Consider the following 12,176-nt stretch of genomic DNA (forward strand, 5'->3'; position numbering starts at 1 on the left):
GGACGCGCACGCCCGCCATGCCGCCCAAGAGATGCCCGAGCCAGTCGAAGACCGTCTCACGCACGCGCTCCGAGGTGGGGCGAAGCCCCTCCCTCACACCCACGCGAAGGGGCGTGCGGCGCCAGTCGCCGCCCACAATACGCACCGCACCGGCTCCCCCGCGGGGGGTACTGGTTGCTAAACTTGTGGAACTTGCGCGGACGCGCTCGTTTTCCTTGTTTTTGCGAACTCGCATGGGTTGTTAACTAGTTATGTTTGGTTCTTCCGAAGGGTGGCTGTCCCGACTCAAAAACGGCCTGGAACGCACCCGCGTCAACATCGTCGGCCTCTTCACCGGCGGTGTCGTCGATGAAGATTTTCTTGAAGAGCTCGAATTCGCGCTCATTTCGGCGGACGTCGGCGTCCAGACGTCCTCCCGTATCCTACAACGTTTGCGCAATGCGATTAAATTGCGCGGTCTGAAGACCCAGGACGAGGTGCGCCTGGCGCTGCGCGACGAAATCGTCGCGATGCTCCGCCCGGCCGAAGCCGACCTCGACCTCGACCGTGAGAAGCCCCTCGTCATCATGATGGTGGGCGTGAACGGCGCCGGGAAGACCACCTCGATCGGAAAGCTCGCGAAGCTTTTCGCCGAGCGCGGCAAGTCCGTGCTCTTGGCCGCCGGGGACACCTTCCGCGCGGCGGCGCGCGAGCAGCTCGCCGTCTGGGGTGAGCGCAACCGCATCGAAGTCATCTCGCAGGAAGGGGGCGACCCCGCCGCCGTCGTCTTCGACGCGGTGAGCGCGGGCCGCGCCCGCGGGATCGACATCGTCATCGCCGACACGGCGGGGCGTCTCCCGACCCAGACCAACCTGATGCAGGAACTCTCCCGCATCCGCCGCTCCCAGGACAAGGCGCTCCCGGGTGCGCCCCACGAATCCATCCTCGTCGTCGACGGCACGAACGGCCAGAACGTCCTCACGCAGGTCGAAGCGTTCGACGCCGCCGCGAACCTGACCGGGCTCATCATCACGAAGTTGGACGGCACCGCCAAGGGCGGCGTCCTCCTCGCGATCACGCAGATGCGCCGCGAAAAGCCCCTGCCGATCCTCTTCATCGGCGTGGGCGAAAAGCTCGAACACCTGCAGTCCTTCCGCGCGGTCCCCTTCGCGAACGCCTTGGTCGGCCTCGACCCGGCGACGCCGGGTCCGGGCGAAGACGTCCCGCAGACCGACGAGGAACCTCAGGACGCCGAGCGCGCCTGAGAACCCCACAGTGCTCCCACAAGGAGGCCACCGCCATGCTTCTAGGTGCCGTTGATCTCGGCAGCAACAGCTTCCGCGTCGTCATCGCCCGCGTTGAGGGCGAACGCATCGTGCCGCAGAGCTACTGGAAGGAAACCATCCGCCTCGCGGGCGGGTTCGACGAAAACGGGGCGCTCACGCCCGAAGCGCAGGCGCGCGCCTTGGCCGCGCTCGCGCGCTTTCGCGAACGCCTCTCGGGGATCCCCCCGGAGCGCGTGCGCGCCGTCGGCACCCAGGCGATGCGCGCGGCGACCAACGCCGACGAGTTTCTTCTCAAAGCCCAGGAAGCGCTCGGCTACAGGATCGACATCCTGAGCGGGCACGAAGAGGCGCGTTTGGTCTTCAAGGGCTGCGCGCAGACGCTGCCCCCTTCCGACAAACGCCGCCTCGTGATCGACATCGGGGGCGCGAGCACCGAATTCATCATCGGCACCGGGACCGAGCCCTTGAAGTGCGAGAGCTACAAGATCGGCTGCGTCAACACGTCGATCCGGTTCTTCCCCGACGGGAAGTTCTCCGCGAAGGCCTTCGACCGCGCGGTCGTCGCCTGCTGCGCCGACCTTGAGGATTCGATCCGCGCGTTCGGGCGCCCCAACTACGACGAAGCGTACGGGTCCGCGGGCACCTTCGGCGCCGTGAGCGGCATCTGCGCCGCGCTCGGCTGGAGCGACGGCGAAGTCCGCCCCGAGCACCTCGAGAAGCTCCGCCGGATGCTCCTTGAGATGCACGACGCGAGCCAAGTCCGCTTCGAGGGTTTGAAGGAAGACCGCCGCGAAGTGATCGCGGGCGGGCTCGCCGTTCTCCTCGCCTGCTACCGCACGCTCGGGATCGAATCGATGCGCCCCGCGCAGGGGGCCCTTCGCGTCGGGCTTCTGCACGACCTTTGGGGCCGCGTCGAGCACCGCGACACCCGCGACGTCACGATCGCCGAAGTCGCGCGCGCGGGCCGCATCGACGCCGAACAGGCGAAGAACGTCGCCGAAACGGCGCTCAAGCTCTACCGGGCGCTCCGCCCCGAGGCCACCCCGGAAGACGAGAAGATGCTCGTGTGGGCCGCGACCCTTCACGAGGTCGGCATGACGATCAACACGTCGCGCTACCACCGCCACGGCGAATACATCGTCCGCAACACCGACATGCCGGGCTTCTCTCGGCGCGATCAGGACGTGATGGCGAAGCTCATCCTCGCGCAGCGCGGCAACCTCAAGAAGGTCCAACCGGAGCTCGACCAGTCGGTCTCCGCGGCCGCGGTCCTCGCGCTTCGTCTCGCCGTCATCTTCATGCACGCGCGCTCGACGCCGTCGCTCCCGGTCTTCGCCTTCGAGCGCACCGAAGGCGCCCTCCGCCTCAAGATGGACGCGGTTTGGTTGAGCACACACCCCCTGACGGATCATCTGCTCCAGGAAGAGTCCGCCTACTGGGCACGCATCGGGCGTCAGGTTTTGATGGAGCGCTTCGGCTGATGACGACGCCTCTTCTTGAACTGCGCCGCGTGACGGTCGTCTACGACCGCCGGGCCGTGCTCGAGAACTTCTCGATGAGCGCGGACCGCGGCGAATTCGTCCTCATGCACGGGGGCACGGGCTCGGGGAAGAGCACCGTGCTCAGGCTCTTCGCGGGCCTCACGCAGCCCGCCGAGGGCGAGGTCTACGTCGCGGGCGACCGGGTCGACCTCTTCAGCTCCGAAGAGCGCCGGTGGCTCCGCCGCTCGATGGGGCTCATGATGCAGGAGAGCCTGCTTCTTTCCGACCGCTCCGTCATCGACAACGTCATGCTCCCGGCGCTCGCCGCCGAAGAGAGCTACGGCGAAGCGCGCCGCCGCGCGATGCTGGCGCTGGAGAAGTGCGGCATCGGCGAATTCGCGGAGGACCTCCCGCACCAGCTCTCCGCGGGGCAAAAGCAGTTGGCGCGCCTCGCGCGCGCCGTCGTCAACCGCCCGGCGGTGATTCTCGTCGACGAGCCCGTCGCGCACCTCGACCAGGCGAACGCGGAGACGCTTCTCGCGCTCCTCGGCGCCTTCGTCAGGGCCGGCGTCACGGTCGTCTCGGCGAGCCACGAGCGGCACGTCCCCGAAGGCGTGCCCGTGCGCGAAGTGCGCCTGGAAGCGCCGGAGGCCCTCTCATGAGCTACCTCTCCAACTGCCGCTGGGCCGCCCGCGAAACCGTCCGCGGGCTCCGGAACGAACCCGACCCCTTCCTCTTCTCCACGGTGCTGACGAGCCTCGCGCTCGCCGTCCCGCTCTTCATCGCGCTCGTCTTCTACGGGTTGTCGGAGCCGCTCCGAAACCTCCCGCTCGCCGTCGAGATGCCGATCTTCACGGACGGGTCGGTGCCCGTTGAAAAGGTCGCCGAAGACGTCGGGAACATTCCGGGCGTCGCCGAGACCCTCATCATTCCGAAGGACGTCGCCTTCGCGGAGCTGAACGAAACCCTCGGGGTCGCCTCGAAGAAGAACGCGAAGAACCCCCTCCCCGACATCCTGATCGCCACGCTCGAGACGCACATCTCGGGCGAGCGCATCGCCGAGACGGTCGCGGCCGTTGAGGCCTTGAAGGGCGTCGACGTCGTGAGCGTGGAGACGAGCTGGCACGAGCGCCTCGGCGTCATCACGCGTGCGGCCAACACCGGGCTCGCCATCCTCGGGGTCGCGATCCTCGCCCTCATCATCCTCGTCATCATGGGGGCGCTCCGCCGCACCAACCGCTCCGCCACGGAAGAGATGCGCGCACTCCACCTCTTCGGGGCCTCCCCCGTCTTCGCCGTGCGTCCCACGGCCTGGCGCGGGGTCCTGATGATGACGGCGGCGAGCATCCTCGCGCTCGGCCTCACCAAGGTGGGCCTTTGGGCCTTCGGAAACGCCCTCGCGGAAGCCGCGGCCCTCTACCAGACGACGATCGTGCTCACGCTCCCCGCCTGGCGCGACTGCGCCGTCTTCGTCGTCTTCTGCGCGGTGACGGGCGGCATCGTCGCGAGCTTCGCGGCGCTCGACCTCTGGCGGCGCGTCCGCTGAGCGGTCGTGTTAGCCTTGCACCATTGATTCCGATTCCCTCCCTCTTTTCACGCCGCCCATGACCGACGAACCCGAGATTCTCGACGCCGACGCCCCCAAGCAGGTCACGGCGCTCGTCCCGTACCGCGCACCGCAGGTGCCCGCGGTCGTCGGGTCGTTGGGCGACCTCGAGAGCTTCATCCGCGCGGCCGATCAGGCCCCGATGCTCTCGCCCGAGGAGGAGCGCGACCTCGCGCACCGGCTCCGCGACAAGAACGACCTGGATGCCGCACAGCGGCTCGTCCTCTCGCACCTGCGCCTCGTCGTCTCGATCGCGCGCGGGTATCTGGGCTACGGCCTGCCCTACGCGGACCTCATCCAGGAAGGGAACATCGGCCTCATGAAGGCCGTGAGGCACTTCGACCCGACGCGGGGCGCCCGACTCATGACGTTCGCGCAGCACTGGATCCGCTCGGAAATCCAGGAGTACGTGATCCGCAACTGGCGCATCGTCAAGCTCGCGACCACGAAGAACCAGCGCAAGCTCTTCTTCAACCTGCGTCAGCTCAAAGAGGACACGCGCCTCGCGCTCTCCTACGATCAGGCCGAGAAAATCGCCGAACACCTCGACGTCAAGCCCAAGGAAGTGCTCGAAATGGAAGAGCGCATGTACGGGCAGGAGACGAGCCTCGACGCGCCCGTCGACGGCGACGACGAGGGCGGCATGAGCCCCTCGGACTGGTTGACGCGCGACGCCGACGAGCCCGAGTCGATCCTCGAAGAGGAAAGCCGCCGCAAGCTCGAGGGCGAAGGCATCGCCCGGGCGCTCCAAAGCCTCGACCCCCGGAGCCGCCGCGTGATCGAAGCGCGCTACCTCCATCAGGACGCCGAAGGCAACGCCAAACCCGTGACGCTCCAGACGCTCGCCGACGAGTTCGGCGTCTCCGCCGAACGCGTCCGTCAGATCGAGAAGCTCGCCATCCAGAAGATGCGCGCGGCGCTCGTCGACGAAGATCCCTCCTTCTGACCTTCCGACCCATGTTCAACGTCGTTCTCGTCGCGCCGGAAATTCCGCCCAACACCGGCAACGTCATTCGTCTGTGCGCCAACACGGGCGCGCGCCTGCACCTCGTGAAGCCTCTGGGCTTCTCGCTCGAAGACAAGCACATGAAGCGTGCGGGGCTCGACTACCACGAGTACGCCGACGTGCGCATCCACGAGTCGTTCGACGCGTTTCTCGCATCGGAAGCCCCGAATCCGGACCGCATGTTCGCGATGACGACGAAGGGGAGCCGTCCCTTCGCCGAGGTGGCCTTCGAGCCGGGCGACTGGTTCGTGTTCGGGTCGGAGAGCAAGGGGCTCGCGGACGCCGTGCGCGAACGCTTCGACAACGACCACCGCATCCGTCTGCCGATGCGCCCCGGGAACCGTTCGCTCAACCTCTCGAACACCGTCGCCGTGACGGTCTTCGAAGCGTGGCGCCAGCAGGGGTACGCGGGCGGCGCCTGATCTCCAACACCCATCGACAAAAAGGGCGCCCCTCGGGAGCGCCCTTTTTCATTCAGTCGATCCGCCCCAAAGGGGCGTCGGCCGATCAAAGTTCCTTGTCGATCTTGTGCTCGATCGCGTAGATCGCGGCCTGCACGCGCGAGGAGAGGTTGAGCTTCCTCAGCACGCTCTGCACGTGGACCTTGACCGTCGACTCGGCGAGGTTCAACGCACGGGCGATTTCCTTGTTGGAGACGCCGCGGGCGAGCCAGGCGAGCGTCTGACGTTCGCGACGCGTCAGCACCGAGGGATCCTGCCCCTGCGCACCCGCCGGGCGCGCCTGCTTCGTGCCTTCGGGGTCGGCGAAACGGTTGACGAACTTCGTCATCATCTGGGGCGAGATCACGCTGTCGCCGGCGTAGGCGGCGCGGATCGAGCGGAGCAGGAAGTCCTGGTCGATCTTCTTCAGAAGGTAGCCGCGGGCGCCCAGCTTCAGACATTCGCCCAACGTTTCGCAGTCTTCGCTCACGGTGAGCATCAGGACGGCGAGGTTCGGATGCGTTTCGCGGATCTGCGCGAGCGCTTCGTGGCCGTTCATGCTCGGCATGTCGACGTCGAGAAGCACGACGTCGGCTTCAACCTGCTCGACGAGCTTCACGCCTTCGAGACCGTCGCTCGCTTCGCCCACAACCTCAAAGTCGGGCTGACGCTGCAGAAGCGCCTTCACGCCGCTGCGAAAGAGCGTATGGTCGTCGATGAGCAGGATGCGAATCATGGTGTTCTCCGTACCGGCTCCCGAGCGGCCGGCGTACTTTTTCATTTTAGCAAGCTGAGGCGCACAAGACGGAATCCGTCCTTCGGCTTCCTGCTTGCAGACCGAGGAAGTCCACGGATCCGAACAGTCTTCCGAACACAGCAAAACGCCCGCGGCGCTTCACGAATGCGCGGCGGGCGTTTTCCCTGAGGCTCTTAGTTGGCGCTCTGTTCGGCCGCTTCGGCCTGCGCCTGAGCGAGACGCTGCTGGTAGAGCACCTCGAAGTTGACTTCGGGGAGGTGAACCGGCGGAACGTTCGCACGGGTCATCAGGTCGGCGAGGTTCGCACGGAGGTACGGGTAGACCATCGACGGGCAGAGCACGTTCGAGACGTGCTGAAGGGCTTCCGCGGGGATGCCCTGAATCGCGAAGATGCCCGACTGCTTGCCTTCCACGAGAATGATCGCCTTGTCGTTCGCCTTGACGGTGATCGTGCCGCGCACGGTGACGTCGTAGAGGTTTTCGGCGACGGTGCGCTGGCTCACTTCGAACTGGATGTCGACCTGCGGCTGCTCGGTCTGCGGCTGCATGAGGATTTCCGGCGCGTGCGGCATTTCAAGCGAAGCGTCGCGCAGGTAGCAGCGCTGCAGCTGGAAGACGGGCGCAGCCTGTTCTTCAGCGCCGGCGGCGGGGATCTCGTTGGTTTCGTTTTCAGCCATGATGGTTACCTATCGTGTTTCGCGCTCGCCCGGGGGTGAACGCCATTGTGTCGGGTTGTCGATGCGCGTCTGGCGCCATGAAGACCATATGGGGACGATCCCCCGATCATTCAAGGGGGAGATTTTCCTTCGTCCAGGAAACGATGCCGCCTTCGAGCACGTAGACCTCGCTGAAGCCCACGCCGCGCAGCAGCTTCGCCGCGGTGCGCGAGGCCGAGCCCATGTTGTCCATGAGGATCACCGGGCGGGCGCGATCGAGGCGATTGAGGTTGTTCTGGATCTGGTCCGAGGGGAGGTTCACCGCCCCGGTGACGTGGCCGCGCTTGAAGTCGGCGGGCTTGCGCACGTCGACCAGCTGGGCGCGCTTGTGATTGATCAGGGCCACGGCCTGCTGCGGCGTGAGTTCGGGGCCGTAGCGGCGGGCGTTCAACATCGGAATGAGAAGACCGGCGGCCGAGATGAGGATCACCAGTACGAGAACGATGTTGTCGAGAAGAAATTGCGTCATTTCAAAACGAAAGAAGGTGCGGGGAATCGCAAGATTATAGAATGCGCTAAGCACCGGCCGATGCGGCCGAACCCTCCTTCGTCATCGTGTTTGTCCCTATGATCCCGCGCGCATTCCGCCGGGGCGCGCTCGCGCTCGTCCTCGCGGCCACCTTCTCGCTCGCGGCGCCCGTCTTCGTGCCGGACGCCGGGACGGCGCTCGCCGCGGAAAAGCAGACGACGCGAAAGACCACCACCTCGAAGACGACGCAGAAGCGCACGACGAGCTCCGCCAAGAAGTCGACGACGAGCTCGTTGAAGGCGAAGACGTCGACCACGACGAAGAAGGCGGCTTCGGGCACCAAGGCGAAGACCTCGACGAAGAGTTCGGCGAAGAGCTCCACGAAGAAGTCCGCCAAGAGCTCGGCGAAGAGTTCCACGCGGAGCACCTCGAAGAGCGCCGCCAAGAGCACGACGAGGAACACTTCCAAGAGCTCGACCCGAAGCGCTTCCAAGACGACGGCCAAACCCGCCGCCAAGCCCGCGTCGGAGAAGACCGCGCTCGAGAAGTCGAAGGCCGAAAGCCAGAAGGCGGACGTTGAACGCAAGTTGAACGAACTCGCGAAGTCGCTCTCCGAAAAGGAAGCCCGCCAGGAAGAGGCGCATCAGGCCTTGAAGAAGGCCGACCAGGCGATCAGCGACGCGAACAAGCGTCTGCGCACGCTCTCGGCCGAGCGCCGCGGGGTGGAGAACCGCCTCGCGCAGCTGCGCCGCGACGGCCGCAGGGTGGAGAGCGAATTGGGCGAGACCGAACGCAAGATCGGTCAGATCAGCCGCGCGCAGTACCTGCAGATGCGCCGCCCGGCCTGGCAGAGCTGGATCAACGGCGTGAGCCCGGGCGAGCGCACGCTCGAAACGGCGCTCCTCGGCTACCTTCAGGTCGCGCAGGTCCGCGCCGCGGACGACCTTGAAAAGCAGCAGGCCGACATCCGTCAGGTGGCGGACGAAACCCGCACCCGCAGCAACGAACTCACCCGCATCCAGCGCGACGAGGAAAAGAGCCGCACGGACCTTCTTGCCGAAAAGAAGGAGCGCCAGGAGGCGGCCTCCTCGCTCAAGCGCGAAATTGCGGACACGCAGGCCGAACTCGACAAGCTCCGCAAGGACCAGGCGCGTCTCGGAAGCCTCGTCGCCACAATCGACGCGAGGCTGGAAAAAGAGCGCGCGGCGGAAGCCGCCGCGGCGCGGCGCGCCGAGGAAGAGGCCGCCAAGAAGGCGCAGCGCCCCGCCAAGGTGACCCCGGCCCCGTCGGGGACGGCCTTCGCAAAGCTCAAGGGCAGGCTCGCGAAGCCCGTCGACGGGCGCATCGCCGCGCGCTTCGGCACGAAGCGCACGGGGAGCGCCACGTGGCAGGGCATCCGCTTCCGCGCGCCCGAAGGCGCCGACGTCCGTGCGGTCGCCGCAGGGACCGTGGTCTTCGCGGATTGGCTCCGCGGCTACGGCAACCTGATCATCGTCGATCACGGCGGCAACTACCTTTCGGTCTATGCCAACAACGACACGCTCCTCAAAAACGTCGGCGAACGTGTCCAACAAGGCGAAACAATTGGCGCTGTAGGCTCCTCCGGGGGCGACGATGAGCCGGGCTTATACTTCGAGCTTCGCCATCGCGGCAAACCCGTCAATCCCTCCCCGTGGCTCGGCGTCTGACACGGCCCCGGCCCGACACATCGAAGAACGATGCACAAACTCCGCGCAACCACCCTCGTTTTGGCCGGCGTCTTCGCCGGTGCGCTCGCGAGCGCAGGGCTGCAGGCCTGGGCCGAAAAGCCCTCCAACCAGCTCCCGCTCACAGAAATCCGCCAGTTCACCACGGTCTTCAACGCCGTGAAGGACTTCTACGTCGACGACGTCGCGGACAAGGACCTCTTTGAGAACGCCATCGAGGGGATGGTGAGCGGGCTCGACCCGCACTCGAACTACCTCGACGTCGAGGGGTTCGAGGACATGAACGAAGCGACGCAGGGTCAGTTCGGCGGCCTCGGCATCGAGGTGACGAAGGACGTCTCGGGCGTGCGCGTGATTTCGCCGATCGACGACACCCCGGCCGCGCGGGCCGGCGTGCGCGCGGGCGACATCATCACGAAGATCGACGCCGAAGCGACGGCCGAGATGACCCTGAACGACGCCGTGAAGCTCATGCGCGGCGAGCCCGGCACGAAGATCAAACTCGAAGTCGCCCGCAAGGGTGAGATGAAGCCGCTCATCTTCCAGCTCGAACGCGCCACGATCAAGACGCAGTCCGTCAAGATGAAGAAGCTCGCGGACGGCTTCGGCTACATCCGCATTTCGCAGTTCCAGGAGCGCACCGCCGAAGACCTCGCGAAGCGCATTGGCGAACTTGAGAAGTCGGGGAACCTGAAGGGGCTCGTTCTGGACCTGCGCAACGACCCGGGCGGGCTGCTCCAGGCCGCGATCGGCGTTTCGGCGGCGTTCCTGCCTGCGAACGTCGACATCGTGTCGACCAAGGGGCGCGCTCCCAATTCCGACTACGTCTTCAAGGCGGTCGAGTCCGACTACCGTGCGGGCGAAGCCGTGAAAGCCCTCTCGGGCCTCACCCCCGCCGCCAAGACCGTGCCCCTGGTCGTCCTCATCAATTCGAGCTCGGCCTCCGCGTCCGAAATCGTCGCCGGGGCGCTCCAGGACCACAAGCGCGCCGTCCTCATGGGCGACCGCTCCTTCGGGAAGGGTTCCGTGCAGACGATCCTCCCGATGAATCTGGGCGACAAGACCGTCGGGGTGAAGCTCACCACGGCGCGCTACTTCACGCCCTCGGGCCGCTCGATTCAGGCCCGCGGCATCGAACCCGACTTCTACGTCGACGACACGCCCGTCGGGAACTATCCGACCTTCCAGGTGCGTGAGGCGGACCTCTCGCACCACCTCGCGAACGATCAGAAGGACGCGAAGCCCGACGACACGCTCCCCTACGACGACGCGGACGAAACCGAGTCGCCCGACTACCACTACTTCTTCGGCGACGACAAGGACTGGCAGCTCCAGCAGGCGATCCGTCACTTGAAGGGCGAAACCGTCGAAACGTCGAAACTTCGCGGTCAGCCGATGAAGGTCGCGAAGAAGCTCATCGCGGAGCGGAAGAAAGCCCGCGACGAAAAGGCGAAGCTCGAAGCCGAAAAGAAGAAGGCGGAGAAGGACGCCAAGTCGAACGACAAGTCGACGGAGAAGTCCGCCGACAAGACGGAGAAGAAGACCGAGGGGAAGTGACCCCGAGGCTTTGATCCCTCAGCACCCCAAGCCTTCAGGAACGGCTCCGCACAGAAAGAAGGCGGAGCCGTTTCTTCATTTCACTTCATCAACCCCCAGCCAGGAAGCCGCACACCATGACGCTTGCGAGCCTCATCGAAGAACGACTCTCCCGACAAACGCTTCTCGCCGAACTTGGTCCCGAGGGACGCGACCGCATCGCCCGCACGCATTTCCTCGTCGTGGGGGCGGGGGGCCTGGGCTCCCCCGCGCTCATGTACCTCGCCGCCTCGGGCGCGTGCCGCATCACCGTGGCGGACCCCGACACGGTCTCCACCTCCAACCTCTCGCGCCAGCTCATCCACGGCGACGACGCGCTCGGGATGAACAAGGCGCTGAACGCCTCCCGGACGCTTCCGCGCCTCAACCCCGCTTTGGACGTCCGCGCGATTCCGTTCGTTCTGGAGGGCGAGCGCCTTCTGGAGGCCGTGCGTGAGGCCGACATCGTGCTCGACTGCTCGGACAACCTCAAGACCCGCCACGCGGTGAACGCCGCCTGCGCGAAGCTCAGGAAGCCCCTCGTCTTCGGTTCGGCCGTGCGCTTCTCGGGACAGGTCACCGTCTTCGACATGCGCGAGGACGAGTCGCCCTGCTACCGCTGCCTCTTTGAAGAAGACGACCCCGCGAACGACCTCAAGGCGGCCGCCGTCGGCGTCTTCACGCCGGTGACCGGCATCGTGGGCGTCCTCCAGGCGACCGAGGCCCTGAAGCTCGCCGCGGGCGTGGGCGAACCCCTTACGCGCCGCCTCCTCATGATCGACCTCCTCCGCGCAACGTTCGACATCGTGCGCTACAAGCGCAGGAAGAGCTGCCCGGTCTGCGGGCACTGAACCCGAACGCCCAAAAGAAGCGGGGTCCCTCGTCAAGAAGGACCCCGTTCTTTTCGGCGGCTCCCGCCGCCGGCGCCTTGGAAGCCCTGAAGGCTTACGGCTCCACCCGCACGGGCGACCACGCCGAGGGCGCCCCCGGCGTGCGCACGGCCTTCTGCAGGACCGACTCGCCCGGCACGGATCGGAGGAACGCCGCCGCGGGGCCCGCTGCCTTGGCGGAGGCTTCGGAGAGAAGCGACATCAGCATGGCGCGGATCCCATCGCCCTCAGGAAGCCAATACGCGGCGGGCGCGTCCTCGGGGAG

General features: G+C 66.3%; 15 protein-coding genes. 9 read left to right on the forward strand and 6 right to left on the reverse strand.

The genetic code is table 11. The features are described from left to right. Positions 1–235, reverse strand: a 235-nt coding sequence (locus HMPREF9440_RS12435; protein ID WP_216586079.1) for an RsmD family RNA methyltransferase, incomplete at its 3' end; no start/stop codon positions are given. A 16-nt stretch (positions 236–251) separates the two neighbouring features. Here HMPREF9440_RS12435 and ftsY point away from each other — a divergent pair. The 6 genes from ftsY to trmL are packed head-to-tail and all read left to right on the forward strand — an operon-like array spanning position 252 to position 5,780. Next, the gene (gene ftsY, locus HMPREF9440_RS08805; RefSeq protein ID WP_008543443.1) at positions 252–1,244 is read left to right on the forward strand and encodes a signal recognition particle-docking protein FtsY; all 993 of its coding nucleotides are present in this window, start codon (positions 252–254) and stop codon (positions 1,242–1,244) included. Between the two features lie 35 nt (positions 1,245–1,279). After that, entirely contained in the window at positions 1,280–2,746 is a 1,467-nt protein-coding gene (locus tag HMPREF9440_RS08810; protein ID WP_008543445.1) for a Ppx/GppA phosphatase family protein, read from the forward strand. Beyond that, positions 2,746–3,408, forward strand: a complete 663-nt coding sequence (locus HMPREF9440_RS08815; RefSeq protein WP_008543448.1) for a cell division ATP-binding protein FtsE — start codon at positions 2,746–2,748, stop codon at positions 3,406–3,408. The genes HMPREF9440_RS08810 and HMPREF9440_RS08815 overlap by 1 nt, the downstream gene beginning before the upstream one ends. Further along, complete coding sequence (locus tag HMPREF9440_RS08820) at positions 3,405–4,292, forward strand: cell division protein FtsX (RefSeq protein ID WP_008543450.1); 888 nt, start codon at positions 3,405–3,407, stop codon at positions 4,290–4,292. Before HMPREF9440_RS08815 ends, HMPREF9440_RS08820 begins: the two co-directional genes overlap by 4 nt. Positions 4,293–4,350: 58 nt before the next feature. Further along, on the forward strand, positions 4,351–5,298 hold the full coding sequence (gene rpoH / locus HMPREF9440_RS08825) for an RNA polymerase sigma factor RpoH (RefSeq protein WP_008543452.1): 948 nt from the start codon (positions 4,351–4,353) through the stop codon (positions 5,296–5,298). 11 nt (positions 5,299–5,309) lie between these two features. After that, on the forward strand, positions 5,310–5,780 hold the full coding sequence (gene trmL, locus HMPREF9440_RS08830) for a tRNA (uridine(34)/cytosine(34)/5-carboxymethylaminomethyluridine(34)-2'-O)-methyltransferase TrmL (protein WP_008543454.1): 471 nt from the start codon (positions 5,310–5,312) through the stop codon (positions 5,778–5,780). Between the two features lie 85 nt (positions 5,781–5,865). Here trmL and HMPREF9440_RS08835 read toward each other — a convergent pair whose 3' ends face one another. The 4 genes from HMPREF9440_RS08835 to HMPREF9440_RS08850 all read right to left on the reverse strand — a co-directional run bounded on the left by HMPREF9440_RS08835 (position 5,866) and on the right by HMPREF9440_RS08850 (position 8,326). Then, complete coding sequence (locus HMPREF9440_RS08835; protein ID WP_040765498.1) at positions 5,866–6,534, reverse strand: response regulator; 669 nt, start codon at positions 6,532–6,534, stop codon at positions 5,866–5,868. A gap of 194 nt (positions 6,535–6,728) precedes the next feature. Then, positions 6,729–7,232 (reverse strand): protein-export chaperone SecB, encoded by a 504-nt coding sequence (gene secB / locus HMPREF9440_RS08840; protein WP_008543456.1) that lies wholly within the window; start codon positions 7,230–7,232, stop codon positions 6,729–6,731. Between the two features lie 106 nt (positions 7,233–7,338). After that, on the reverse strand, positions 7,339–7,740 hold the full coding sequence (locus HMPREF9440_RS08845) for a rhodanese-like domain-containing protein (RefSeq protein WP_008543457.1): 402 nt from the start codon (positions 7,738–7,740) through the stop codon (positions 7,339–7,341). 46 nt (positions 7,741–7,786) lie between these two features. Beyond that, positions 7,787–8,326 carry a hypothetical protein gene (locus tag HMPREF9440_RS08850; RefSeq protein WP_008543458.1) on the reverse strand — a complete coding sequence of 180 codons (540 nt, stop codon included), beginning with the start codon at positions 8,324–8,326 and terminating at the stop codon, positions 7,787–7,789. Between the two features lies 1 nt (position 8,327). On the opposite strand from HMPREF9440_RS08850, the gene HMPREF9440_RS08855 reads away from it, so the two are divergent. The 3 genes from HMPREF9440_RS08855 to HMPREF9440_RS08865 all read left to right on the forward strand — a co-directional run bounded on the left by HMPREF9440_RS08855 (position 8,328) and on the right by HMPREF9440_RS08865 (position 11,872). Next, positions 8,328–9,428: a murein hydrolase activator EnvC family protein gene (locus HMPREF9440_RS08855; protein ID WP_008543459.1), complete on the forward strand. Its 1,101-nt coding sequence runs from the start codon at positions 8,328–8,330 to the stop codon at positions 9,426–9,428. Positions 9,429–9,458: 30 nt separating this feature from the next. Continuing rightward, positions 9,459–11,003 carry a S41 family peptidase gene (locus HMPREF9440_RS08860; protein WP_008543460.1) on the forward strand — a complete coding sequence of 515 codons (1,545 nt, stop codon included), beginning with the start codon at positions 9,459–9,461 and terminating at the stop codon, positions 11,001–11,003. Between the two features lie 116 nt (positions 11,004–11,119). Continuing rightward, positions 11,120–11,872 carry a HesA/MoeB/ThiF family protein gene (locus HMPREF9440_RS08865; RefSeq protein WP_008543461.1) on the forward strand — a complete coding sequence of 251 codons (753 nt, stop codon included), beginning with the start codon at positions 11,120–11,122 and terminating at the stop codon, positions 11,870–11,872. A gap of 94 nt (positions 11,873–11,966) precedes the next feature. Here the strand turns inward: HMPREF9440_RS08865 and HMPREF9440_RS11285 are convergent. Next, positions 11,967–12,176: hypothetical protein (locus HMPREF9440_RS11285; RefSeq protein ID WP_172634300.1), on the reverse strand; the 210-nt coding region annotated here is incomplete at its 5' end.

Origin of the sequence: Sutterella parvirubra YIT 11816 (assembly GCF_000250875.1) — a bacterium.
Taxonomy (GTDB): domain Bacteria; phylum Pseudomonadota; class Gammaproteobacteria; order Burkholderiales; family Burkholderiaceae_F; genus Sutterella; species Sutterella parvirubra.

Coding starts and splice junctions, on each gene's coding strand:
- HMPREF9440_RS08815 (WP_008543448.1), top strand. CDS start 2,746: ATGACGACGCCTCTTCTTGAACTGCGCCGCGTGACGGTCGTCTACGAC.
- HMPREF9440_RS08865 (WP_008543461.1), top strand. CDS start 11,120: ATGACGCTTGCGAGCCTCATCGAAGAACGACTCTCCCGACAAACGCTT.
- HMPREF9440_RS08835 (WP_040765498.1), bottom strand. CDS start 6,534: ATGATTCGCATCCTGCTCATCGACGACCATACGCTCTTTCGCAGCGGC.
- HMPREF9440_RS08810 (WP_008543445.1), top strand. CDS start 1,280: ATGCTTCTAGGTGCCGTTGATCTCGGCAGCAACAGCTTCCGCGTCGTC.
- rpoH (WP_008543452.1), top strand. CDS start 4,351: ATGACCGACGAACCCGAGATTCTCGACGCCGACGCCCCCAAGCAGGTC.
- secB (WP_008543456.1), bottom strand. CDS start 7,232: ATGGCTGAAAACGAAACCAACGAGATCCCCGCCGCCGGCGCTGAAGAA.
- HMPREF9440_RS08860 (WP_008543460.1), top strand. CDS start 9,459: ATGCACAAACTCCGCGCAACCACCCTCGTTTTGGCCGGCGTCTTCGCC.
- trmL (WP_008543454.1), top strand. CDS start 5,310: ATGTTCAACGTCGTTCTCGTCGCGCCGGAAATTCCGCCCAACACCGGC.
- HMPREF9440_RS08820 (WP_008543450.1), top strand. CDS start 3,405: ATGAGCTACCTCTCCAACTGCCGCTGGGCCGCCCGCGAAACCGTCCGC.
- ftsY (WP_008543443.1), top strand. CDS start 252: ATGTTTGGTTCTTCCGAAGGGTGGCTGTCCCGACTCAAAAACGGCCTG.
- HMPREF9440_RS08845 (WP_008543457.1), bottom strand. CDS start 7,740: ATGACGCAATTTCTTCTCGACAACATCGTTCTCGTACTGGTGATCCTC.